The sequence below is a fragment of the Pedobacter sp. 22226 genome (assembly GCF_052045455.1).
In the GTDB taxonomy this organism is placed as follows: domain Bacteria; phylum Bacteroidota; class Bacteroidia; order Sphingobacteriales; family Sphingobacteriaceae; genus Pedobacter; species Pedobacter jeongneungensis.
Genome location: NZ_JBQEPB010000002.1, coordinates 42,534 through 67,128 on the forward strand (window position 1 = coordinate 42,534; position 24,595 = coordinate 67,128).

The 24,595-nt window shown below is 43.1% G+C and carries 27 protein-coding genes and 1 riboswitch; of the genes, 13 read left to right on the top strand and 14 right to left on the bottom strand.

What is annotated here, in order from left to right:
• Positions 1–57 precede the first annotated feature (57 nt).
• Complete coding sequence (locus ACTJKC_RS03620) at positions 58–471, bottom strand: EamA family transporter (RefSeq protein WP_008245453.1); 414 nt, start codon at positions 469–471, stop codon at positions 58–60.
• Between the two features lie 4 nt (positions 472–475).
• Positions 476–1,030 carry a hypothetical protein gene (locus tag ACTJKC_RS03625; protein ID WP_124910972.1) on the bottom strand — a complete coding sequence of 185 codons (555 nt, stop codon included), beginning with the start codon at positions 1,028–1,030 and terminating at the stop codon, positions 476–478.
• Positions 1,031–1,072: 42 nt separating this feature from the next.
• Positions 1,073–1,141, bottom strand: a riboswitch (Fluoride riboswitch).
• A gap of 401 nt (positions 1,142–1,542) precedes the next feature.
• Between ACTJKC_RS03625 and ACTJKC_RS03630 the strand changes: the two genes are divergently transcribed.
• The 8 genes from ACTJKC_RS03630 to ACTJKC_RS03665 all read left to right on the top strand — a co-directional run bounded on the left by ACTJKC_RS03630 (position 1,543) and on the right by ACTJKC_RS03665 (position 10,485).
• On the top strand, positions 1,543–1,707 hold the full coding sequence (locus ACTJKC_RS03630) for a four-helix bundle copper-binding protein (protein WP_440790826.1): 165 nt from the start codon (positions 1,543–1,545) through the stop codon (positions 1,705–1,707).
• Positions 1,708–3,251: 1,544 nt separating this feature from the next.
• Positions 3,252–4,643: a TolC family protein gene (locus tag ACTJKC_RS03635; RefSeq protein WP_056095310.1), complete on the top strand. Its 1,392-nt coding sequence runs from the start codon at positions 3,252–3,254 to the stop codon at positions 4,641–4,643.
• A gap of 7 nt (positions 4,644–4,650) precedes the next feature.
• Positions 4,651–7,872 (top strand): efflux RND transporter permease subunit, encoded by a 3,222-nt coding sequence (locus ACTJKC_RS03640; RefSeq protein WP_056095306.1) that lies wholly within the window; start codon positions 4,651–4,653, stop codon positions 7,870–7,872.
• 12 nt (positions 7,873–7,884) lie between these two features.
• On the top strand, positions 7,885–8,964 hold the full coding sequence (locus ACTJKC_RS03645; protein WP_056095304.1) for an efflux RND transporter periplasmic adaptor subunit: 1,080 nt from the start codon (positions 7,885–7,887) through the stop codon (positions 8,962–8,964).
• A gap of 68 nt (positions 8,965–9,032) precedes the next feature.
• A complete protein-coding gene (locus ACTJKC_RS03650; protein WP_056095301.1) occupies positions 9,033–9,263 on the top strand; it encodes a hypothetical protein in 231 nt (76 codons plus the stop codon).
• Complete coding sequence (locus tag ACTJKC_RS03655) at positions 9,260–9,826, top strand: hypothetical protein (protein ID WP_056095298.1); 567 nt, start codon at positions 9,260–9,262, stop codon at positions 9,824–9,826. Before ACTJKC_RS03650 ends, ACTJKC_RS03655 begins: the two co-directional genes overlap by 4 nt.
• A 31-nt stretch (positions 9,827–9,857) precedes the next feature.
• Entirely contained in the window at positions 9,858–10,040 is a 183-nt protein-coding gene (locus tag ACTJKC_RS03660) for a hypothetical protein (protein ID WP_056095295.1), read from the top strand.
• Between the two features lie 88 nt (positions 10,041–10,128).
• A complete protein-coding gene (locus ACTJKC_RS03665; RefSeq protein ID WP_056095291.1) occupies positions 10,129–10,485 on the top strand; it encodes a response regulator in 357 nt (118 codons plus the stop codon).
• Positions 10,486–10,558: 73 nt separating this feature from the next.
• On the opposite strand, the gene ACTJKC_RS03670 is transcribed toward ACTJKC_RS03665, so the two are convergent.
• The 12 genes from ACTJKC_RS03670 to ACTJKC_RS03725 form a co-directional block, all read right to left on the bottom strand.
• Positions 10,559–10,948: a YidH family protein gene (locus ACTJKC_RS03670; protein ID WP_440790357.1), complete on the bottom strand. Its 390-nt coding sequence runs from the start codon at positions 10,946–10,948 to the stop codon at positions 10,559–10,561.
• Positions 10,949–11,288: 340 nt separating this feature from the next.
• Entirely contained in the window at positions 11,289–11,744 is a 456-nt protein-coding gene (locus ACTJKC_RS03675) for a DsrE family protein (RefSeq protein ID WP_056095285.1), read from the bottom strand.
• A gap of 4 nt (positions 11,745–11,748) precedes the next feature.
• Positions 11,749–12,828 carry a c-type cytochrome gene (locus tag ACTJKC_RS03680; protein WP_199562757.1) on the bottom strand — a complete coding sequence of 360 codons (1,080 nt, stop codon included), beginning with the start codon at positions 12,826–12,828 and terminating at the stop codon, positions 11,749–11,751.
• Positions 12,829–12,840: 12 nt separating this feature from the next.
• A complete protein-coding gene (locus ACTJKC_RS03685; protein WP_440790360.1) occupies positions 12,841–14,181 on the bottom strand; it encodes an MBL fold metallo-hydrolase in 1,341 nt (446 codons plus the stop codon).
• 122 nt (positions 14,182–14,303) lie between these two features.
• Positions 14,304–14,585, bottom strand: a complete 282-nt coding sequence (locus tag ACTJKC_RS03690; RefSeq protein WP_187593152.1) for a DUF983 domain-containing protein — start codon at positions 14,583–14,585, stop codon at positions 14,304–14,306.
• Positions 14,586–14,695: 110 nt separating this feature from the next.
• Positions 14,696–15,109, bottom strand: a complete 414-nt coding sequence (locus ACTJKC_RS03695; RefSeq protein WP_387507646.1) for a DUF6691 family protein — start codon at positions 15,107–15,109, stop codon at positions 14,696–14,698.
• An 11-nt stretch (positions 15,110–15,120) separates the two neighbouring features.
• Complete coding sequence (locus ACTJKC_RS03700; RefSeq protein WP_387507649.1) at positions 15,121–15,678, bottom strand: YeeE/YedE family protein; 558 nt, start codon at positions 15,676–15,678, stop codon at positions 15,121–15,123.
• A gap of 162 nt (positions 15,679–15,840) precedes the next feature.
• Positions 15,841–16,179 carry a rhodanese-like domain-containing protein gene (locus ACTJKC_RS03705; RefSeq protein WP_197413310.1) on the bottom strand — a complete coding sequence of 113 codons (339 nt, stop codon included), beginning with the start codon at positions 16,177–16,179 and terminating at the stop codon, positions 15,841–15,843.
• Positions 16,180–16,195: 16 nt separating this feature from the next.
• The gene (locus tag ACTJKC_RS03710; RefSeq protein ID WP_056095270.1) at positions 16,196–16,816 is read right to left on the bottom strand and encodes a class I SAM-dependent methyltransferase; all 621 of its coding nucleotides are present in this window, start codon (positions 16,814–16,816) and stop codon (positions 16,196–16,198) included.
• A 7-nt stretch (positions 16,817–16,823) separates the two neighbouring features.
• A complete protein-coding gene (locus ACTJKC_RS03715) occupies positions 16,824–18,242 on the bottom strand; it encodes an MBL fold metallo-hydrolase (protein WP_440790363.1) in 1,419 nt (472 codons plus the stop codon).
• Positions 18,243–18,327: 85 nt separating this feature from the next.
• On the bottom strand, positions 18,328–19,125 hold the full coding sequence (locus ACTJKC_RS03720) for a sulfite exporter TauE/SafE family protein (protein ID WP_056095265.1): 798 nt from the start codon (positions 19,123–19,125) through the stop codon (positions 18,328–18,330).
• 124 nt (positions 19,126–19,249) lie between these two features.
• Positions 19,250–19,891 (bottom strand): Crp/Fnr family transcriptional regulator, encoded by a 642-nt coding sequence (locus ACTJKC_RS03725; RefSeq protein WP_090985886.1) that lies wholly within the window; start codon positions 19,889–19,891, stop codon positions 19,250–19,252.
• A 505-nt stretch (positions 19,892–20,396) separates the two neighbouring features.
• Here ACTJKC_RS03725 and ACTJKC_RS03730 point away from each other — a divergent pair.
• From ACTJKC_RS03730 to ACTJKC_RS03750, 5 genes are all read left to right on the top strand, one after another.
• The gene (locus ACTJKC_RS03730) at positions 20,397–21,377 is read left to right on the top strand and encodes an efflux RND transporter periplasmic adaptor subunit (protein WP_440790366.1); all 981 of its coding nucleotides are present in this window, start codon (positions 20,397–20,399) and stop codon (positions 21,375–21,377) included.
• Positions 21,370–22,584: an efflux RND transporter periplasmic adaptor subunit gene (locus ACTJKC_RS03735; protein WP_440790368.1), complete on the top strand. Its 1,215-nt coding sequence runs from the start codon at positions 21,370–21,372 to the stop codon at positions 22,582–22,584. The genes ACTJKC_RS03730 and ACTJKC_RS03735 overlap by 8 nt, the downstream gene beginning before the upstream one ends.
• Before the next feature lie 287 nt (positions 22,585–22,871).
• Positions 22,872–23,309 carry a hypothetical protein gene (locus tag ACTJKC_RS03740; protein ID WP_131538574.1) on the top strand — a complete coding sequence of 146 codons (438 nt, stop codon included), beginning with the start codon at positions 22,872–22,874 and terminating at the stop codon, positions 23,307–23,309.
• 108 nt (positions 23,310–23,417) lie between these two features.
• Positions 23,418–23,906 carry a DUF3347 domain-containing protein gene (locus ACTJKC_RS03745; RefSeq protein ID WP_440790370.1) on the top strand — a complete coding sequence of 163 codons (489 nt, stop codon included), beginning with the start codon at positions 23,418–23,420 and terminating at the stop codon, positions 23,904–23,906.
• 115 nt (positions 23,907–24,021) lie between these two features.
• Positions 24,022–24,594: a DUF3347 domain-containing protein gene (locus tag ACTJKC_RS03750; protein WP_412467430.1), complete on the top strand. Its 573-nt coding sequence runs from the start codon at positions 24,022–24,024 to the stop codon at positions 24,592–24,594.
• Position 24,595: the final 1 nt, after the last annotated feature.

A 24,595-nucleotide genomic window follows, 5' to 3' on the forward strand; every position in this document is an offset into this window, starting at 1 on the left:
GTTTTTTGTTTTATATTGATTTTTAGTATTTCGGTTGCTTACAAATAATTGAGTTTCTCAAAAGATCAAAACCAGTGTTCCCCCAATGATCAGCAGGGCACCAAAGAATACTTTCAGGGTAAGAGCTTCTTTCAGGAACACCATTGCAAGTATAATAGTTAGGGCAACACTCAACTTATCAACAGGGGCGACCTGGGACACTTTCCCGATCTGCAAAGCCTTGTAGTAGAATATCCAGGACAAGCCGGTGGCAAGGCCAGATAAAAAAAGAAATAGCAGGTTATGCTTTGACAGTTCCGTAATTCCTTTAAGTTCGCCTCTGGCCATTACGATCCCCCAGGCTACAATCAGTATTACCACCGTTCGTATGGCAGTAGCCAAATCAGAATTGACATTGGTTACGCCGACTTTTGCAAAGATGGCCGTAAGGGAAGCAAAGAAAGCTGATAATAGCGCGTAGATCCACCACATAGTTTTATGTTAATTTTCCGTTATTGAATAATTCCAAAGTAAATGAGTACAAGAACCGTTGCTCCGGCAATGATCCGGTAAATGCCGAACCAGCGGAAAGAATGCTTTTGAAGATAGGTGATGAAAGAGCGGATGGCCATCCATACATCCCACCCGCACCTGCTTTACTTAAATGAATGATCGTAGTTAGATTCGGTTCATGGGAAGGGCGTAGACGCTTAACGGTGTTTTTAATCAGTCCTGAAGCAATCTGATCTGCACTAGCAACTAGTAGCGCAATGGTAATAAGAACCTGCCAAATTTTTTTGCAGAAATTCTGGAAGAGGCAATAAATAATGAAGGCATAAAAAGGAAGCCAAAAACGCTTATCACTGGCCCAGTACATGATCGTATCCCAGAATGCATTATGGTGCTGATTTATCCACAAGAACCATTCAGTTTCAACCGGCAGGACCATTGCTAACACTGATCTCACTTTGGCAGACAGACAAAGTAAGACAAGCGCAATTAAGATAGCTGCCAGCAATAAGAGTTGAGAATTTATTTTTAATTTTTTCACCTACAATACTTTGACCGGCAGATTTTATTACCTGCTGGAATTTCTATTGTAGGCGCCATCAGCTTTTGAAAAAAGCGGTTGAATCGGAAGGACACCATTTCCGTATTGCAAATATAATACTAATAAAATGATGTGCAAAATCTTAAAGTAGGTGTTGAGAATTTAATTTATCACTATTCCTCCTTATTTGAATACGAGAACCAGTTTCTTATTCTTCTACCGTTTAAACAAGCATCATATCACGGGATTAAAGCTTTTCTTAAACAAAATGAAACCGCCTGGAAATAACCATGTTATCTATATAGGAATTTTTTTTATAACCCTAAAAAATTAAAGTTATGGGATACCATGAATGGAAAAACTGTATTGATGCATGCTTAAAGTGTGCTTCAATTTGCAATCATTGTGCAAGTTCATGCACTCAGGAAGAAGACGTGAAAATGATGGCGCGGTGTATTGAGCTTGATATGCAATGTGCAGCCATCTGCTACTCTGCCGCTCAATTGATGAGTATGGCTAGCTCTTTTGCTCAAGACATTTGCCGTATTTGCGCAGATATTTGCCAGCAATGCGGAGATGAGTGTAGTAATCATCATACCCAGCATTGTCAGGAATGTGCAGATGCTTGTAAGGCTTGTGCGGAAGAATGCAGAAGAATGACAGGAGTAGCTGCTTAAGATGCCAATCACCGTGAGCATTAATTGATTAAGGGCAGCATTCTAGTTGCCCTTTCATTTTTATAAATAGGCAAATTTATTCCATTCATTTTATTTTCATTATTCCCTCATTATTTGATATTTACCAAGGTTTGAGGTTGTTCTTGGTATGTCCTTTCTCTAGCCTTAAAAAAATGGGTTTTTTAGGATATGATTCTCATAAACTCATTCCATTATTCAAATAAGAATTTCAGTTTTTGATGATGAGTACTTGATAATTCGAATTCTATGAAAATGAAGGCTAGATGCGAGTTGAGGAATGCATTAAATAATGCATGAACTTTCAATTCCCGCTTCATCAAATTATTTCAAAAAACAAAAAATACAAATTTCATTTCAATGGCGGTGTTAAATCAATCACGTTGTTAAACCGAGGGTATGTACCTTCTAAATTAAATGCAAGCTACATGGCATTTGCGCATAATTGTAAAAAAATTTAGACCAAACGGATTTCCCCCCGTTTATCCTATAATTGAATAATATTCAAGCTGATCGATGTTCGCAATTGAAACTAATCCACATGCTTATTTGGCTAATTAGATAGCAGTTTATGGAGTTCAACACTGATGTCTAGACAATTGGTGTTTTATAAATAGTTGCGGTATATCTTAATTTTAGGGAAAATTCTAAAAAGTTCGAACCGAAAAATTCAATTTAATCTATTGTAAGTGACTTATTTTCAAGTTCTTAATGTTTAAAAAATAAGAGGCATACTTTTTAGATGCCTCATATTGCCACTTAGTAGGGTCAACCCGCGGAAGTTCGACCCTTTTTGAGCATTGTGAAGCTGTGGTTAATTTTGATAAAGTTTTGAACAACAAGATGGAGGGACAGTATAGGAAAAAGAAATTATTCGATGACAATCGAAAGTAGGGTGAGAAATATCGTAACCTAATATTTGTTGATATTTTGTAACGGTTTTGTTGCGGTTTATCCTCTCATCTTTTTAGATTAATGCAGATTTTAGCGCCTATATATTTAGGTTGTTAAATTTGAAGGGTTTGAAAGTTAAGCAGGTACCAAATTGCTCTATAATTGGAGTCGTCTTGCTGTACCTGATTATCTCTTTGGGCAATATCTTTTTTTTATCCAACCTCTCCCTTTTAGAGTCCGCCCGGGGAATAAAATCAGCTGCGCAGTACAAAGGTAGCTTTTCTCCGCTTGGAAAGGATTCAAAAATTACCAGACAATTTAAGTGTATCCTTGATGAACGCAAGAAAACCGTGCTTCCTGTTTTGGAAGCTTTTCTTATCGGCGTCATCTTATTTTTGGGGCTTTCGCTTTTAGCCTCTAACCTAAACAGGTATTTTCTTGAGATCAGATACAGGATTGCCGGATCAGTCCCAATTTATATTTCCAACCAGGTCTTTCGGATCTGAGATTTATCTCAATTTTCTTTTATTGACAGGTCCTTCAAATGATGAAGTGACGACGGCCGGTTAATCACCGTGTTTCCTGTCCAAGACGTCCGTCAAATCTTTTTCCTTAAATTTTAATTTAAAGACATGATCCGTATTAAACAGATTTTCTGTTTGTTCCCACTTTTATATATGGGGCTGGAAAGCCATGCCCAAACCTCCCCAAAGCCCATCGGGATCGTTGATCTGATCGATCACGTGACCGCTTTTTCACCTTCACTGGCCGCTGATTCAGCAACAGTTGATATACGTGCCGCCCAGTTAAGAGAGACCGCGGCGAATGCCCTTCCAAATCTGAAGCTTAATTATCAGGCAGATCTGGGCTCAAACAATAATGTTGCAGGGCCATACATGGCCTTTGGTATTGTTCCTTCCAATTCCAGAGGTGTTAGGACTGAAAGCACTACCAAGGCTACACTTACTAATCTTGGTATTGTCTCCCTTGATTGGGAGGTCTATAATTTTGGTGCCTATAAAGCTCAGAATGCAGTCGCCAAATCAGAACTTGTCGTTGAACGATCCAAGTTTGCCCAGCGCCGATACCAGACAAGGGCCATCGCTATTGATGATTACCTGAGTCTACTAAAGCTTCAGGACATGCTATCCATTCAAGCAAGCAATATCAGTCGCAATGAGCAGATCAACCGTTCGATTTTATCCCTTGCCAGAAGCGGTGTGCGTCCGGGTGTGGATACCAGTATCGCAGGGGCCGAACTCTCCAAATCAAGATTGAACTATATTGAAATGGACAATACCTACAGACAGGTTCAGCTCGACATTGCAGCAATCAGCGGGCTAAATCCGGAAAGTATTGTCGCTGACAGTACGATCCTGGATCGGCTAAAATCGCTTGAGGTAAACCTATCGGTAAAGTTGACCGACAGTTCAAGCCATCCGCTGCTTGATTTCTACAAAAGCAATTATCTAAGCAGCGTTGAGAAGGAAAACCTGGTCAAAAAAGCCTATAATCCAAAGGTAAGCCTGCAAGCTGCTGCCTGGTCAAGGGGATCAAGCATTGATGCCAATGATAATTTCAACAGTCTCTCGAATGGCTTGGAATGGCAACGGGAAAATTACCTCGTGGGCGTAGGGATCAGTTATAACTTATTTGATCTGCGCAGGCGTCAGTTGAAGCTTAGGACCCAAAAGGCCAGTAGCAATTTTTACTTAAAGGAACTACAGCAGGAGCGGCTAATGTTATCAAATGCCGCCCTTCAGGCAGGCCTTGAGATCAGTACCGCGCATAAAAGACTCGATGAAATACCAAACCAGCTAAAGGCAGCGGCCGCAGGGTATCGCCAGAAGCTCTCGCTTTATAAGAACGGGCTGACCGACATCATTGAGCTCAATGCAGCCCTGACCATCCTTTACCGTGCAGAAACCGATTTTGTCAACGCAAAATATCTGTACATCCGGGCGCTTTTTCAAAAGGCTATCGCCACCAACCAAGTAGATTCACTGTTAAACACATTAAAATAATAAAGATATGTCAATGGTTACCTCGGCCCTGAAAAAGCCGATTACAACAGTGGTGATCACCGCGAGTTTACTGCTCTTTGCAGTTCTCAGTGCGCTGAAGATCCCAATAGATATTTTCCCCCAGCTTAATTCGCCGACAATATATGTTATTGAATCCTACGGAGGTATGTCTCCACAACAGATGGAGGGCTTCTTCTCCACTCGTCTACAGGATCAGTTTCTTTATGTTAATGGCGTTAAGAATATTACCGCCAAAAACATTCAGGGTTTGACGATGCTAAAGCTGAGTTTTTATGAAAGCACCAATATGGCAGAGGCTTCTGCCCAGGTTGCCTTGCAGGTTAACCGGGCCATGAAGTTCTTCCCTCCAGGCGCTTTGCCTCCGCAGGTGGTCCGCTTTGATGCCTCTTCACTGCCAGTAGGCCAGCTTGTACTCTCGGCCAAATCCCGCAGTCTGAAAGAAATCTATGATATGGCGGCAACGCGTATCAGGCCCATGTTTTCCTCTGTCGCAGGGCTTTCAGCGCCACCGCCATTCGGTGCCAATTCCCGCTCGATTACCATTAGTGTAGATCCGAGCAAATTAAGGAGTTATAATCTGACTCCGGACGAGGTGGTAGGGGCTTTATCCAAGTTCAATGTCATGTCTCCTTCGGGAAATCTAAGGTTGGACAATACCATGATGGTGACCTCTATGAACTCCCTGGTTAAAACGGTCGATGAATTCAACAACATTCCAATAGCTACAAAAAACGGCGTTTCAATATTGGTAAGGGATGTGGCAAGGGTTGCCGATGCAGCGGATGTTACCGTGGATTATGCATTGATCAACGGGAAACGGTCTGTGTATATTCCTGTGGTCAAAACAGCAGACGCCTCGACTTGGTCAGTGGTAAAGTCCTTAAAGGCCAAAATCCCCGAAATGCAGAGCCTCTTGCCGGACGATGTCCACATCTCTTATGAATTTGACCAGTCTGTTGCCGTTATCAACTCGGTAAAAAGCCTGATCACTGAAGGTGGTCTTGGTGCACTATTAACGGGCCTAATGGTGTTGCTATTCCTGCGTGATCTGCGAAGCAGTCTTATCGTGGTGATCACCATTCCGGTATCGATTTTAATTGGGGTGCTTTTACTAGGCATGTTCGGTCAGACCATAAATATCATGACCTTGAGCGGTCTGGCACTTGCAATAGGGATCCTGGTCGATCAGGCAACGGTGACGATCGAAAATATCCATCAGCACCTGGAAATGGGCAAGCCCAAACGCGAAGCCATTTACGATGCCTGTGAAGAAATCGCATTCCCGCTGCTGCTCATCCTGCTGTGTATTCTGGCAGTATTTGCACCATCTTTTATGATGAACGGTATACCAAAGGCGATGTTTTTGCCACTATCCCTTTCGATTGGCTTCACCATGGTTGTCTCTTTCATCGTGGCCCAGACCTTAGTTCCCATTCTATCCAACTGGATGATAAACGAAGAACGTTACCAGCACTATGACCATGGTAAGATCCATGCTCATGCAGGAGAGGCCCTGGACGAGAGGCAAGGAGAGCAGGTAGAAAAGCATCTGCAAAATGAAAAGGATGAACCGGAAAAAAATGATTTCTTTGAAAGGGTGAAGGTGCGGTTTATGGCAATCATCCAGCGGTGGATGCCGATGAAAAAAGGTATTGTCGGGATTTATTTAGTTCTGGTCATTTCTCTTGCAGGACTGGGATTTGTTTTTATTGGAAAGGATATGATGCCAAAGCTCAACAACGGACAGTTCCAGATACGCATCAAAGCGCCGGACGGTACCAGATTAGAGCGCACCGAGGAGAAATTTAAGCAGGTACTTTCCATTATCAATCAGACAGTAGATAACCATATCGCAGTTAGTTCGGGATACGTTGGGCTTATTCCGAGTAGTTACGGAACAAGTAACTTATATATCTTCAATACCGGTACCCATGAGGCTGTGCTTCAGGTGAACCTTGATGAAGATTATAAGGTAAATATGGATGAGCTGAAAGATGCGCTGAGAAAGAACATCGCTTATAAACTTCCTGACCTACGTATCACCTTTGAGCCGATTGACATGACCGAAAAGATTATGAGCCAAGGCGCTGCAACTCCTATTGAGATCAGAGTAGCAGGAAAAGATATGGACCAGATCGAGTCTTACGCTAATAAGGTGCTCTCTAAACTTAAAAAAATAGATTACCTCCGTGATATCCAGATTGCTCAACCCCTGCACATTCCCGTGGTTTCTATTACCCTTGATAGATTAAAGGCGGCGCAGTTTGGGCTGAACGTGGTTGATATCGCAAGGTCAGTTACTGCAAGTACCTCATCCAGCCGATTTACTGAGAAGAACCAATGGCTCGATGAAAAAACCGCCTATACCTACCAGGTACAGGTACAGGTTCCAGAGTATGTCATGAATACAATGGATGAGCTCAAAGAAATTCCTTTGGTTAAAGGGCAGAGCAGTCCGGTACTGGGCGACATCGCTACTTTCAATACCAGTTACCTTCCAGGAGAATATGACCGCTCCGGGCCAAGACGCTTTCTGACCGTGAGCGCAAACATTTATAAAAAGGATCTTGGAACGGCAACTGCTGATGTAGAAAAGGCACTAAAGTCCGTAGGCACGCCTCCTAAGGGACTAACTGCTGAAGTGAAAGGTATGTCGAGCCTGTTGACTGAAACACTATCTTCTCTTCAGGGCGGACTTGCTTTTGCGATATTGGTGATCTTCCTGCTGCTTGCGGCCAATTACCAGTCTTTCAAGCTTTCGCTGACGGTTCTTTCGACCGTTCCTGCTGTAATCCTTGGGTCGCTTACCGCATTATTGCTTACAGGTTCTACGCTTAACCTGCAGAGCTACATGGGGATGATCATGTCCACCGGGGTGTCAGTGGCCAATGCGATACTTATCGTGACCAACGCCGAAAAACTCAGGCTGGATTACAAGGATTCTACCCGGGCGGCAGTGGTGAGTGCCGGGATTCGTTTAAGGCCGATCCTGATGACCAGTTTTGCGATGATAGCCGGGATGATCCCGATGGCCTCTGGGTTGGGCGAATCCGGTGAACAGACCGCGCCGCTCGGCAGGGCTGTTATTGGTGGGCTATTCTTTTCAACCCTTGCCGCGCTCTTCATCCTTCCGCAGGTTTTCGCTTGGGTACAGAAAAAAAGCAGCTTAAAAGAACCAAACCTAATGCCTAGAAAAACAAGAATTTAAAAGATAAACAACATGAAAACCAGATTCATTCCCATCATAATAATTATAAGTACTCTGGCCGCGTGTGGCGGAAACCAGAAGCCCGTGAACATCAGTCCCGAAAAAAACGGCAAGGAAGCCAAATATGAAACCACAAAGGTCGAAGAAGAGGCCCTTTCCAGTTTTACCCGCATTCCCGGGGTGCTCAAGCCTTTCAACCAGGTGAACATTTTTCCCAAGGCCAATGGTTTTGTGAAAGCAATACTGGTCGATTTGGGTTCTAAGGTGACCAAAGGCCAGCTGCTGATGACCCTGGAAGCACCGGAACTCGAATCACAATTGCAATCGGCAAATTCCCGTTACCTGCAGGCACGGGAGACCGCATCGGCGAGCAGTGAGAAATACAGACGTCTGAAAGAAGCAGCAAAAGAGGAAGGTTCGGTATCTCCGCTAGAACTTGATAATGCGCTTTCCAGGATGAAAGGAGATAAGGCCATAGCTGAGGCTGAGCGGTCAAATGTATCCTCCGTACGTACCATGCAGGACTACTTGAAAGTATATGCGCCTTTTGACGGGGTGATCGTTGACAGGAATGTATCACCGGGAGCACTGGTGTCGGCGGGCAAATCTTCGGACCTACCCATGCTGGTATTGCAGGACCTGACCCACATGAGGCTTGAAGTTTCTATACCTGAGGATTATGTAGACAAAGTGGACCTAAGCCAGATGGTCAAGTTCCGCTTCAATGCGCTGCCGGGGGAACAGCGCCAGGCCAAGATCAGCCGGTCTGCAAATTCACTGGGCAACATGCGCCAGGAAATCGTCGAGGTTGACGTGGCCAATAAAGATAACAGGTTGAAGGCCGGCATGTATGCCGAGGTTGAAATCCCGCTTAAATCCGGTGCGACTTCGCTTCTTGTGCCTAATTCTGCTATCGTGCGTTCTACAGAACGGAAGTACGTAGTGGAAATTGCAAATGGTAAAGCCAAGCTCGTTGACATTAAGGAAGGGATGAAGGGAACAGAGATGACCGAGATTTTTGGTTCCATCAAAGCCGGGACAGAGATTATTTCGCCCGCGAACGATGAGATCAAAAGCGGTCAGACGCTATAAAACATTGCCGGGCGGATATTAGCCGCCCGGCAAATCTTTTTATTAGTCAGATAAGAAAAAAGGAAAATATGAAAGATTTAGAATTTAACCATGAGTTTGAAATCGGGGGAAAACACATTTGCATAGATGTCCCAAAGAAAAGATGCAACCAGGTCTACATCGAGGGAGAGCTGGTTGGGACGGTTTGGGAATGTAAAAAACAAGGGGTAATATCCTTTGTATCAAGAGATTTTAAGCTTGCCCCTTACCTGGAAAGCATTGCGGCCGAGTTAAACATTTTTTACAGGACCTCCCTATGAGTGCCTATGCCGGATGGACATTTCAACCTTTTCTGATCTGTTTCCTGTTATTAATGACTGTAAAGGTAAAGGCGCAAGATCAAACTGCCGTCCCCAAGATATCGGTAGGCTTTGTCATGGGCTTTCCGACCGGTAAGACGGCTAAAACTTATGTCAACGGATATGGGGCATCAACAAAGGTGGAATTCAAGGTTTCGGAGCACCTCAACCTAACCGGATCTGCGGGCTATATGACTTTCCGCTACAGGGATGAGGTAAAAAAACGTCTCGATTATTTAGGAGAGCCAACAAGCATGAATGGTGTTGTTCCAATTAAAGTCGGAGCAAAATATTACTTTGAAGGTATCTATTACGCTGCCCTTGAGCTTGGTGCAGCAAATACTCTTGGAGACCGACTCAATACCTCTTTTGCCTACGGACCGACTTTGGGTGCCAGCATTCCAATTTCGAAGCATTATAGTGCAGATCTCGGCCTTCGTTATGAGGGTTGGAAAAGCAGCGGAGGGCAGGTTTCCTTTTTTGGACTTCGTTTGGCTCTGGCAATTTCAGGAACTAAAAAATAATAGGCAAAATATTTAACCTAAAATTTAAATTATGACAGAGAAAAATATTTCACAACCATTTGAAACTTTTGACCATAATAAATCCTCAGCAAAGGGTGGAGATAACGCATATCACCCCGCAAACCAAGATAGAGAGGTTTTATTGCGTTACCTGCTGGAGCGGTTGAACCTGGAAACCGGCCATCTCAATGAGAAGCGAAAATTGAGGAAGTAGGGGCCTTTTTAGACCTTTAAAAAAACATTCGTAGGAATGGCAAATCAGATTTATTATAACCAGGGGCAACCCACAATATGCATGACAAATGGAAAAGATGATATATCTTTTGGAAAATGATGAGGGTATAACCGAAGTATTACAGCTTCTTTTTAACAGTGAGGGGTACGGGGTTTCCGCGTTTTCTTCGGTAAGCTCGTTTATGGCAGGGCTAAGTGATCATGTTGCAGATCTTTTTCTGCTGGATGTTATGCTCCCCGATGGAAACGGCATTGAAGTCTGCAGTTACCTGAAGTCCTTAGAGAAAACCCGGAATGTTCCGATTATCATGATGAGTGCTCATGCGGACCGTTATGACATTAGAAGGGGCTGCGCTGCAGAGAATTTTATTAAAAAGCCTTTCGATATTCACGACCTGCTGCGTTTGGTAGCGAAACATATTTGACCGGTGATAAAGTACGGGTTCTCTCAAGTTTGGTATTCGTGCTCACAATCAGTGTTTCCATGTCAGAGATCCGCTAAGTCGTTCTTACAAGATATATCAACAAAAGCATGCTTGGAATGAAAATAACCACGGTAAGGACTTTGATGAGTGTAGAGGAATGGTAATAACTGCCTTGATTAATAAGTGTATGAGTTTTTTGATAGCGCATAAATGCCAGGATGATGGTCAGTGCGCCTACCCCGACAAGAAGTATTCCTATCCTCTGTGAGTTGCCGGTTTGGTGTACGACGGCTTTGGCCCCAAGAGCGAGAGTGATCTGCTTGATAAAAAGTGAAAACTTTACCACCACAAAACCAAAGCCCATAATTCCTATGCTAGTTCTTATCCAGGCAAGAAAAGTCCGTTCGTTGGCCAGATGGTCACCAGTGTTTGATTTAGGAATGGCTTGTTCTTCTTTTTCCATTATTGATAATATTGGTTGACGGATCACCGCATGCCTGATTAACAAAATTTTATCAATGCTGTTTGGGCGAGTACTGTTTTAATTATGTAGCTTTTCGATAAATTCCCTAGCATTTTTAAATGCGTTACTCCGCACAGCACATACGATGATAGACAATTTTGTCGAACCTTTTGAATTTTAGTGTTGCCGGCATAAGCCATTGATATTTAAACATGACAATAATTTTCGGCGTTTGCGGCCCCGGGTGAAATGGATCCGGCACAACTGATCCTAATCTTTGCATCGTATCGAAATACCAATTTGCACCTTTTAAAGATTCACTGCCGTTTTGGTTTTTACATTAGGGATGAACGATTACCCATCCTTCCGCCGAACGGATGATGATCTCTCCGTTGCCGCTTGGCACATAGCTGATGAAATCGAAGAGATCTGACTTATCGATTTTCCGCTCGCGAACGGTATTCTCGCACTGCGCCAGAATTACGCCCTTTGACTTTAGCAAATTAAGCTGCTCAAGGAACTTTCCATCCTTGCGATAAACCGCCACGCCATCCCCGAAGGCGATAAGCTCAACCTCCAGTTTTCCCTTCAATCTTGGATCCTCCAAAGCATTGTTGATGTTCCTGAGTGTTCCCGAAATATGTTTTTCCTCGGCACTGTTAAGTACATATAGCGCTTTATATGATTTCTTTTTTGCAACAGCACCCGTAAACGGTTTTTTTGTCTCCTGTGCAGATACATTGGTGGTGATGACCATCATGATGACAAGCTGGAGTAAGATCAGTAATTTTTTCATGTTTCTATTTTTTCTGTTTTATAGGTGCGTGCTGTTCAGCCATGTCAATAAAGGGACCATATTTATGCTGCTTTTCGCTAAAGTGATCTGCATATGGCCCGAAGGGATAATCTATTGGCTTTGTGTACAGGTTTTTATAGTCGTTTTTGGAATCCAGGTGCGGTCTGGGCTGCGCATTCACAAATGCAGCTACGTCCCAGGCTTCCGCATCCGTTAAGTTCGGATCTTTGTAGGTGGCGCCATAAGGCATGTTGTTTTTGACAAATCCTGCAAAATTTCCAAGCCTGAACATTCCTGCACCATCGTTATAGCTGTCCCTGCCCCAAAGGGGAGGGTACATATATCCTTTTCCATCAGGTGAGGCAACGCCTTTGCCCGTTTCTCCATGACAGCTGCTGCATTTGGAGGCATATACCATTTTCCCCTTCAGGGGATCTGCAGGCACATCCAGATATGGGATTTTTTTTACCGAATTATCCGCAATGGAATGTGCGGCATCCTGTTTTTTTCCAACCCATTTTAAATAGGCCAACATGGCGACCATTTCCCTGGAATTTCTTCCCGGAGCTTTGCCGTTCATGCTTCGCTCGAAGCACTCATTAATCCGTTCAAAGGCTTCTTCCTTTCTACCGCTTCTTGCGCTCATTTTTGGAAAACCTGCATAAAAGATGGAGAAATTATTCGCAAAGGGCCTGGTTCCTGCATCCAAGTGGCAGTTCTGACAATTCATACCATTAGTCAGCTTTCCTACGATACCCTGCGGCCCTAAATAGTATGCCGTACGGACAATCAAATCCCGGCCATACCTGATCAGATCCGCATCAGCTTTGCCCTGAAGCTGCATCGTATCAGGCGCCTTCCAATATTCGGGTTTAGCAACACGGCGCTCTAAAGGTTTTATTTGATTCTTTTGAATGGATGGATTAGGCTTATCCGCATAGAAACTTTTTGGAAGATGAAATCCGCTGAGTGCTAAAACAAGAGAAAACATGATCACAACGAATAGAAATGACGTCCATACGAGATATTTTCCAAACCGGGCAAATACCTGCAGTTTATCCTCGTTGTTTCTTTCTGTTTTCACACTTTTAAAATATTAATTCTGAAAATCCTTAATGGCCTCACCAATATCAAGCACCTTTTGCTTGCCATCAATAACGGATGCAATCAGTGAGCTTGCAGCCGCACTTCTGTATCCACCGGCGCAGTGTACTGCTACGGGTTGCTCCAGCGGAATTTCGTTTACCCTTTCCCTTAAATTTCCCAGTGGAATATTTATGCTGTTCTCAAAAATACTGTTTTCCATACGCTCTGTCTTGTTCCTCACATCCACAATGGTATATCCATTTTGGTTCTCTTTAAAATTTTGGATATCGATAATCTCATCCGGGACAGTTTCTACTGCGTTTATAAAACCGCCGGCAAGCTGCGTTTCATACCCGATGGATGCGGTCCTCGCGATAAGACTATGCAATGTAGCAAGATTTTCTGCCATAAGATAATAAGGCTCTTCAGGCTTCACAATGCTGCCCAGCCAGGTTTCAAATTTGTTTCCATCCATGATATTTACAGCGCCTTCTATATGTCCCTTCTTAAAAACATCTTCCCTTCGCGTATCGATAATTAGGGCATTTGGTTTTAAGTTTTCACCGGATTCCATGATCTGAACCGCACTTACCGAATCTTCAAACGGTGCTGCGCCTTTCTTGTTCAAGGCCACATCAAAAGGGAAGTAAAATGGAATGAATGGCTGGTTTTCATTTAATGCGCTCACAAAATCGGCCTCAGTCATTTCCTGCAGTGACCAGTTACTTCTTTTTTCAGCACCAATGGTACTGCTATTGGCCTCGCTCAACGCTTTTCCGCAGAGCGTACCTGCCCCGTGTGCCGGATACAGAATCACTTCATCTGAGAGTTTCATCAGTTTGTCCCTTAATGAATGGTACATTTGGGCGGCAAGGAAATTGCGTTCCGCCATTGAATCACCTCCGCTTTCCCTTAAATCCGGCCTTCCGCAGTCACCGATAAAAAGGGTATCTCCGGAAAATAGCGCTTTTTGTTTCCCATCGTGTTCGAGCAAAATACTGATACTATCCGGAGAGTGCCCCGGGGTGTTGATTGCCCTTAAGGTGATCTTTCCCAGGGTTATCGTCTGGTCTTCATCAAATGGGGAAAACAGGTAGGACGGCGTATTGAGTTTGCTGCAATATATTGTTGCGCCGGTCTTATGATGGATTTCAAGATGAGCACTCACAAAATCCGCATGGGGATGTGTCTCAATTACACCAATGATTTTAGCCTGGTGTCTTTCGGCAAAATGGTAATATGCAGACGGATCCCTGGAGGGATCGATCAATATGATTTCATTCCGGCATTCGCTCAGTACCGCATAGCTGTAATGGGAGAGGTGCTTGTCTTCAAATTGTTCTATTTTCATGTGTTTTTATTTTTGATTAATGTGTTTAACGGTATGATTCCTGCCTTTGCCAGGTTTACATCAAATTTACCCTTTAGCGGTTCTTCGCACTGTAACTTTTGTCACAGCGCCCCAAAATCTTCTCAGCAGTTTCTGCCTGCACTTTCATCATATTTGATCGGAGAGAGGATATGGAGCAAAAGGGTCCTGGCATAGCGGTAGTTGAAGGTGAACAGTAGGATGACCGGAGAAATAGTGGTTGCGATGATTGCCCACTGCTCTTCTTCGCCAAAGATCATGAATGCCAGAATGCCCGCATTGACAAGTTCTGCGACAATGAAAACATAGCTCACATACATCGCTCCGATAAAGAAGCCCGGCTCTATCTCATAGTTCAGGTTGCAGCAGGCAAATTTTTTATTCATCTGATCATATTTCCAATGGAACATGGAATGGGTATATAATTTTCCCTTTCGGCACCTGGGACATCTATGGTCTATTATAGCCCTTAGTTTGCTCATCAGATTCTATTTTATTAATGAGGGAGCTTGCTTTTCATCGCTCCGTATAGATAGGTGCCCAGGAGCGCACCAAGGATGACCACCGCCATACCGGCATATCCGCTCCCAAGGTTGACGAACATGGGGCCGGGACAGGCGCCGGTGAGTGCCCAGCCCAGGCCGAAAATGGTGCCGCCTAGTAGGTATTTTATATAGGCCTTGTCCTTATCGTGGAAGACAATCGGATTTCCGGCCAGATCCTTGGCTTTGAATTTTTTGATCAGCCATACTGCAATTACGCCAAGTACAACGGCCGTACCAATAATTCCATACATATGGAAAGACCGGAAACGGAACATTTCCTGAATCCTGTACCAGGAAACAGCCTCAGACTTGGTCATAATGATTCCGAAAAGTATTCCGGCAAGAATATATTTTATGAATTTCATGTTTTATAGATTTAAAAGATAAGGGGCATGATGAGGAAAGTCATGATCAGGCCACCAACAAAGAAACCGATTACGGCTACTAGTGATGGTACTTGCAGATTCGAAAGCCCGGATATGGCGTGACCAGAAGTACAACCGCCTGCATAACGAGATCCAAAACCGACTAATAAACCACCGATGAGTAAAATAGCCAGCGTTTTTAAATCTTTCATTGCTTCCAGTGAAAACAGGCCGGTTGGATTTAACCCACCATCGAACTTAATGCCCAATTGATTTAAATCGGAGATTGTGGCGGATGATAATTTTACGGGAGATGGACTGCTAAGGTAATTTGTAGCAACAAATCCACCTATTACCGAGCCGATAAGGAACATGAGGTTCCAGGTCTGGTCTTTCCATTTAAAATCAAAAAATTTTACTTTCCTGCCTGCTCCGGCTATGCTGCACATCGTTCGCAGGTTTGATGAAAAGCCAAAGGACTTTCCGAAAAAAAGTAGGATGAGCATAATGAGTACGATCATGCTGCCCGAGAAATACCAAGGCCAGGGTTGTTTAATAAAATCAATCATGTTTTTTAAATGAAATGTTAATATGGGTGTTTTTGTTGTTGTTAAAAGGTAATGCCTGTGGCGGTTTGAGCAAGTAAGTGCTGAATCATTTTAGCAAACTGCCATCCCGAAGAAATCCGGCCGGCAGCGTTGAATAGATCAATATTTCTTGAATATATTTCTTCATTTTGGCCAGGTACCGATACCTCCAACCAGGTTGAATGCTTCCACCCCAAGTTTTCTCATCTCCGATACCGCTGAGGAGGAACGCTTTCCACTTCTGCAATAGAGGAAATACCGCTTGGCCTTATCCAGCTTTGCAAGTTCTAAAGAAAAGGCAGAACCCAGGAAATCGATATATATGGCTGAAGGAAGCGCGCCTGGGGCATATTCAGGCTTTGTCCTTACATCTAAGAGGACTGCGTCACTGCTTTTTGTAAATTCGTTTTTGAAGTGGTAGCCATCGAGGTTGTACGCACCTTTTGAAAAAAAACTGCTGATCATTTGAAGTAGTTTATTCATTGTATTTATTCGTTTCTTATTGCTCTGTATTTTTTTTAAAGCTGCAGAACAGAAAATCCTGCGTGCTTTGCATTGGGGTAGTGTGCTCTTGCGGCCTGCACTCTATTTCGGTAAACCCTTCTCTAAATATCTCGCGCAGCGTTCTTTCACTGTATCTTGAAACGGGCAGGCCACTGCATTTTTCTGGTCCGGTGAGCGAAAAAGTCGCCATGACCAAGTATTCTCCGGTAAACTGACCTGCCGTGTTTGCATAACTATGGATTTCCTCTGATGAATGAAGGAAATGAAAAGTGGCCCGGTCATGCCAGACTGCATAACTTCTTTGCGGCACAAAATCCCTGATGTCTGTCTCGATCCAGTGTATCCTGCCAGACAGTTCTCCAAGCCTTGCCTTTGCCTTTTCCAATGCCCGGGAAGATATATCCACTACGGTAATATCGCTGTAGCCTTCCTGAAGCAAAAAATCCACAAGCAGACTGTCTCCCCCGCCAATATCGATTATCGGAGCAGATTTATCCAGATTGAACCCCGTTATCATCTCCATTGAAACTGTGGGGTAGACCTGCGTCCAGCTGACCTGGTCAGGACTTTTTTCTAAATACACCTTTTCCCAGTGCGATTTTTTCTCATTTTTCATATCCCTTTTATATTAAGGTACTTGGACATACAAATGCTGTAGTCGGAATACATCCGTTTTCCTGTATGGCCTTAAAACCACCAGCCACATCGATGAGGTTGTGGTACCCGCGTGAGCGCATGATGGAATTGAAAATAACAGAACGGTAACCACCTGCGCAGTGAACAAAGTAGGTCTTGGTTTTATCGACGGTGCCGAGGTTTTCGTTGATATAATCCAGTGGAAGGTTGACAGCACCCTCGACATGCTCGCTTAAGTATTCCTTTGTTTTTCTGACGTCCAGAATATTTACCTCCGCTTTTTTGCCGATTTCGGCCAGCCGGGCTACACAAACCGATTTTATCTCGTCGGTTTCCTGACCAGCTTTTTTCCAGGCAACGACGCCGCCATCTAGGTAACCTACTGCACCATCAAATCCTACTCTTGATAAACGGGTGAGCACTTCTTCAATTCTACCCTCATCTGTAATAAGTAAAATAGGATGTTTAATGTCCGGGATTAAAGTTCCTACCCAGGGGGCGAAATTTCCATCGATGCCAATATTTACCGAGTTTGGGAGAAAGCCTTTTATAAAATCCTCTGGAGCTCTTGTGTCGAGAATTACCGCTCCTGTTTCATTTGCAACCCGCTCAAAAGCATCGGGGTTAAGGGCTTGCATGCCTCGTTCTATCACTTTGTTAAAACTATCATATCCATGGATGTTCATCATGACGTTTTCAGGAAAATATGCAGGAGGCGGTAAAAGACCATCAGTAACCTCTTTAATGAATTCGTCTTTGGACATGCCTGCCCTTAGCGCATAATTGGTCTTCTTTTGATTTCCCAAAAGATCGGTGGTCTCTTTGCTCATATTTTTTCCGCATGCGCTACCCGCACCATGTGCAGGATAAACCATAATATCATCGCTTAAAGGCATGATCTTATTGCGTAAAGAATCAAAGAGATAACCTGCTAGCATCTCACTTGTAAGCTCACTGACCGGTTTCTGTGCCAGATCGGGTCTTCCCACATCGCCTATAAAAAGCGTATCGCCGGAGAACAGTGCTATTTCCTTTCCTTGCTCATCGCTAACCAGGAAACAGGTGCTTTCCATGGTATGTCCTGGGGTGTGCAACACTTTAATCTTTGCCCCACCAAGTCGCAACACTTCTCCGTCTTTCGCACCGTAAAAATCAAAGTCGGGTTTTGCATTCGGCCCGTAAACGATTTCTGCGCCGCTTTCTTTAGCCAGATCAATGTGTCCGGATACAAAATCGGCATGGAAATGTGTTTCGAGCACGTATTTTATTTTTGCGTTGTTCTTCCGTGCACGTTCCATATACGGACTAACCTCTCGAAGCGGATCGATAATGGCCGACTCTCCGTTGCTTTCTATATAATAGGCACCTTGTGCCAGACATCCGGTGTAAATTTGTTCTATAATCATGATGATTAAATTAGTATGTCAAAATTAATCCTTAACGATATGGTCGTTGGTGACTTTTGTCACACAAGGAGTTTGTTTCTGAAGGTTACTTAAATATTACCTCTTTTAGAATGATGTAGCAACCCATAACCAGTACAAACCACCCGAAACCTTTCTTCAGTTTTCCTCCATCTATTTTTTTGTTTATCATTCCACCTACCACGATACCGGCGATGGCAACGGTAGTAATTTTGGCGAGAAAGATCCAGTCGATATGGAAATGTCCAAGATCGCCGGTGAAACCGATGAGCGAATTAAGCGCTATGATGAAAAGTGAAGTACCTACGGCCTCTTTCATGGGTAAGCCCACTAAAATAACAAGTGTAGGAATAAGTAGAAAGCCACCACCAGCACCCAAAAAACCAGTAGCGAGGCCGATGGCAATGCCGTATAAAAACAGTTTACCGATGTGAAGTGGGGGTTTTTCTATTCGGGTGCTGCTTTCTGCTCTTGCACCTTTAATCATCGCTGTTGCAGCCGCTACCATCAAAACTGCAAAGAGTACCATCATGAGCATGTTTTCTGTTAACTCAAAATCGCCGATTTTTATTATTATCTTGGGTATAAGGGGGATAATGAATTTGCGGGTTAAGAATACAGTTGAGATGGATGCACTACCAAACAGCAAAGCTGTTTTAATATTCACCAGCCCACGCTTAAAATTCCCGACTGTACCTGCTAAACTTGTAGAGCCAACGATGAACAATGAATAAGAAGTAGCCAATAGCGGATTAACCCCAAATAGGTAAACCAGTACCGGCATGGTGAGGATAGAACCGCCACCGCCGATCAATCCAAGCGAAATTCCAATTAAGGCAGATGCAACGTATGCAATGATTTCCATTTCTGTTATTTTTTAACAAAAATCGAGTTATCATCTACCAATGTTGGTGACTTTTGTCACACTCATTATATTTTCAAGAAGTGATGCCTTTCGCAGTAAAAATAACTTTATTCTTTTTATGGGCTTAGGCTAAATATTCGATGTAATTACGGTACATCTTAATTTCTCCTGCCTGCTCCATTTTCTTAAGCAGCCTTGAAATTACTTCCCGGGAGGTGTTCAAATCAGATGCAATTTCACTGTGGGTAAGGTGCAGTTCTTTTGTGTTTAAATCTCCAGCTTGCTTTTTCAGGTAAAAGGCCAGCCGCTCATCCATTGCCTTAAAGGCGATATTATCGATGACAAAGAGGAGTTCTTCAAAGCGCATACGGTATGTTTCAATGACAAAGTAATACCATGTTCTGTAATCCCGCATCAGCTTATCCATCAGGGCAATCGGAATCATGAGTACCTTGGTCTGTTCAATGGCCTTTGCCATTACCTGACTGGTTTCCTGTTTGGTTGCGCATATCATGGAAAGTGCACACGCATTTCCTGGCTGGAGATAATACATAAAGAATTCCTGTCCATCTTCTCCCTCCCTGTAGAGCTTTACCATGCCTTCTACGATAAGCACCGTGGAGCGCATATTCTGCCCAGTTTGCATGAGCATATCACCTCCCTGAAAATCCCTAAGCGTCGCATTCTCGATAAGGATGGTCTTAAGGGCAGGTTCAAACTGGGGAAAAAGTCTTTCGATGTATTCCGCAATGGTCATATCTTTCATTTTAGCTGTTTTGGATTTTAAAGATAACTATACTGCAGGCCTGCGCCAAAATTCTTTAAAATATTGGAATACATTTTTTGGATATAGAATAAAGGGTATAATAAATTTACAAAGAAACTCTCTATGGTTCCCTAATTAAAACATGCAGCGCGTTTTTTCCAAAGTAAACCTAACACTTCGTCCAGGGATAAAGCTGACAAAAATCACATATTGTTTTTTATTTTTTATCCCTTGTTAATCTTTATGTTTTTTGATCGACCCGGAAAGAAATAGCCCGATCAGTGCGACTTTTTAAAGGTACCACCATAACTATGAATCGTAACAATGAGGTCATAATTAGCTTCTGAGGCGTGGCTTACTAGTCTTTGGGCATTTAATTTTATATATTGAATTAAAGTGGCTCAAACGCTTGCTGGCTTAAGACTTATTGTTATCCAAATAGGATCAGTGGGGATCTGCTTTTTAAAGGGTCCCCACTTTATGGACTACTTGGGGCAATTTCCTGATGGCGGCTAATATATTTTTTTACTTTGCGGTTTTTCAGTTTCTGCCTATGTTCCCAACCCTGACCCATCTTATTGAATACCTATTTGGAATATATATTCCGCTTCCCGTTCAGACTTTCGGTTTCTTTGTGGCCCTGGCATTTATTTCTGGTTACCTGCTGTTTTCTGCTGAGCTTAAAAGAAAGGAGGCTGCAGGACATATAGCACCTGTTGAGATTATTATACAGCCTAAGAAGAAGATTTTGTTATGGGAATGGATAACCAATGGATTTTTAGGTTTTCTTATCGGGTATAAACTGGTTTATGCTGCAGGGAACTATGCTGCTTTTGCTGCTGAACCTGGACAAATCATCTTCTCGCCAAGGGGAAGCTTACCGGGAGGGTTGCTGCTTTGCGCAATTCTTCTTTTTACCGTCTACCTTAAAAAACGCAGGCTTTCTCTGTCGGACCATAGGCCGGTTCATATTTTAAGGCACCCTTACCAGATTATGCCTGAGCTGATCACCTGGCCTGCCCTGTTCCAGGCCATTATCAAGATCGACAGAAATTCACTGGCCAGCTTAGAGTTAAATCAACCGGTTAAGATTACCCTGCCGGATCTGCCAGGTAAAACGTTATATGGGAAAGTAGATTTTATTGAACCTACCCTTCAGCAAGGTGACAAAACGGTTAGCGCAAGGGTTTATCTGGACAATATGGAACATCAGCTGAAGGTAAACAGTCTAATCAATGCCTCAATAGAGACGGGAAAATCCAAAGAGCTTTGGATACCGAGGTCTGCTCTGCAGGATCTTGGGCAGACAAAAATAATCTGGCTAAAAAAAGGCAGCTTATACTATGCACATAGTGTAAATATTGGGACTTTCAAAGGGAACGAAATACAGATAACAAGAGGCCTTTCCGCAACCGATACCCTGGCAGTAGATGCAGGGTATTTAACAGACAGTGAGAGTTTCATCAAAACAAAGGGTCATGAATAACATAAAAAGAATTAACCTGAAAAGGATCTGTGCCTTACTGATTATTGTGCTTTCAGTAAGTATATTTAACAGCTGCAAACAAAAAGCAGAGCCGGCGGCAAAAGCAAAAAGCAAATTTTACTATACCTGTTCCATGCATCCACAGATACATGAAGACCATCCCGGCAACTGTCCGATCTGTGGCATGAAACTGATCAAGGTCGAACTTACTGGATCAGGAAATTCTGCCACGGAAAAAATAACATTGACAGCAAGCCAGATTCAGTTGGCAGGCATAACAGTTGATACGGTAAGGGAAGAAAATACAGGGGGCGAAAAACTTCTGACCGGAACAGTTGCCACGGACGAAAGTAAGGCGGAAGAGATCAGTGCAAGAGTGGCCGGACGCATACAGCGTTTATTTGTTAGGTCCGTTGGAGAAAAAATAACAATAGGTCAGGCAGTGTATTCCATTTATAGCGAAGACCTGTTATCAGCCGAAAAAGAATACCTTTTGGCCAGGCAGCAGCAGAAGGTATTAAATAATCCTGACGTCGATTATGAGGCCATGATCAAGACAGTAGAGCACAAGTTATTGTTATGGGGCCTGAACTCCGCCCAGATCAGAAATCTTTCTTCTTTGTCCAAAACTTCGGCCACTGTTACCATATACAGCAAGGTTAACGGAACGGTAAGCGATATCGCCATCCACGAAGGTGATTACGTAACTGAGGGGATGGCTATATTAAAAACGCAAGGGTTGAACAGTCTATGGATAGAGGCGCAGTTATATGCCGGCGAAAGCGGAAACTATAAGGAAAATGACATGGTGAACGTTTCTTTTCCGGACCTGAACGGACAGGTTATTAAAGGTAAGGTCGGATTTTTAAATCCTGAAATATCAGATGACTCGAAGGTTGCGCTAATCAGGATTGTGGTTCCAAATACGCAGGGGCTGATCAGGCCGGGGATGTTGGCATACGTTTCTATTGATAATGGAAGACAGAATGCTGTTGCTGTGCCCACTTCTTCAATACTCGCAGGAGGTAAAGGCAATAAGGTATGGATCAAAAATAGTGATGGAAGTTTTTCTGGAAGAAAGGTCAGTACCGGAGCAGGGAACGGGGGGTATGTGCAGGTAGTGTCCGGCATTTCACCAGGTGAAATGGTGGTCACCAGTGGAGCCTACCTGTTGGAGAGTGAATCGATATTTAAAAATGGAGGGTAAGGTTATGATTTGGTGCGTCATATCCTTATGGATAAATACCCATGGGAAGTAAAATTTGGCATAGTATGTAACTTGATTGCGGTAAATACTGTCTGGAATTTGGTGAAAAGCAAATTCAGCATTTGACAGCTCGGAGTCGGCGAAACAAAATTACTTTTCGAGGGGCCAGAAAATATTGAAACAAGTTCAATGTCAGAAATTTGAGATGATTTTCTAATATAATTATATAAAAGATATGGAAAATTATATAAATTTAATTTCGCATCTTTATATAGATTTGTAGTCTGATGAAAACCAAAGCCATCTTTCTTTTAGTGATTTTTCTGCTCAACACTGTTGTTGGCTTTGCCTGTGCAGTTGGAATGGAAAGAGATAATCATGGAGAAAGTGATGTACATGTTTCCTCTAAAAAGAATAATCACAAACATGATCATCAGCATAAAGGGGCACATGTGCATAAACACAGCGCTTCAAATGGACCGAATCTTTCAAAAGAAGAACCCTGTTGCAAGACTCTGGTCAACGACCTTGTGGTTCAGGGGAAGCTTGTTCCCCAAAGCGTTAAAAACCAGGTTATCCTACCTGTTCTATTGCTTCCAGATTATCATTACAATTTTTTAATTCCTTCTGTCAAACTGGTTCTCAAAAAGAGTGTTTACGCCGGACAGCGGGAGCGGCCACCCAATAGGGACATCCGGATAACCATCAATAGCTTTCAGATATAAGATTTCACCACGAATTACCAATAGAGCCCGTGTTACATTGACATGGTGCCTGACTTTCGCGCGGACAAAACTCCTGCGGAAATAGCGTAAACATTTAATCTTAAAATCATGAAAAAAATATTTCTTCTGGTTGTCCTATTGGCAATCGTTTTCACTGGCCGCGTCCTTGCGCAAAATAGCCAGACACAGTCACTTTTAACTTCTTATTACGATATCAAAAATGCATTGATAAATGCAGATGCGACAGTCGCCGCCTCAAAAGCCGCTGAGTTTTCCAAAGAGTTGGTCAATATGGACATGAAATCAATGGCAGAAGCCGATATGAATATATTTATGGGTTTGAAGGATAAGCTTGCCTTTGATGCCAAACACATATTGGAGAGTAAGGATATTGCCCATCAGAGAGAACATTTCGCAACTTTTTCTGCCAATCTTTTTAAACTGGCGAAAGCGGTTAAACTCACCAAAGCGCCTGTTTATTATGCCTACTGTCCAATGAAAAAGAGCTATTGGCTTTCTGATAACGCTGGCATCAAAAACCCTTATTTCGGTAAGCAGATGCTGACCTGTGGTGCAGTAAAAGAGACTATCAAATAATTCATATTGTTATTGAACGGACATTTAGCATTGAGATGTTTTGGTCCGTTCAATATAGCTGTGCAAATATTCTACATACAGCTCGAAATAATTTATTCAAAATATATCAATAACAATGAAAACATTAATATATAGCCTTCTGGGCCCACTATTTTTCCTTGCCGCCTGTACAAATGGCAAAAATGAAAAGCAAGATTCTGCTGTAGCGGATTCCACGACCAAAAATGTTTCTAGGGAAACCAATAAGGTAAAAAAAAACCAAACGGCTGCGCTTTTATCCGGCTATCTGAAACTGAAAAATGCCCTTACCACGGACGATGATAAACAAGCTGCTGCCGCAGGCAGTGAAATGGTCGCAGGGTTCGCCAGTTTTGATGAAAAATCATTGACCTCGGAGCAGGCCAGGGCATATAGCGATATTCGGGATGATGCCAAGGAGCACGCAGAGCATATCGGTTCCAATGCAGGCAATATTGCCCATCAACGTGAGCATTTCGATATGCTGAGCAAAGACATGTACGATATGATCAAGCTCCTTGGCACTGACAAGCCCCTGTATGTTGACCGTTGTCCCATGTACAACAACAACAAGGGTGCGATTTGGGTGAGTGAGGTAAAGGAGATCAAAAACCCTTACCTTGGAAAAACGATGCCGACCTGTGGTACTGTTAAGGAAGAACTGAAATAGC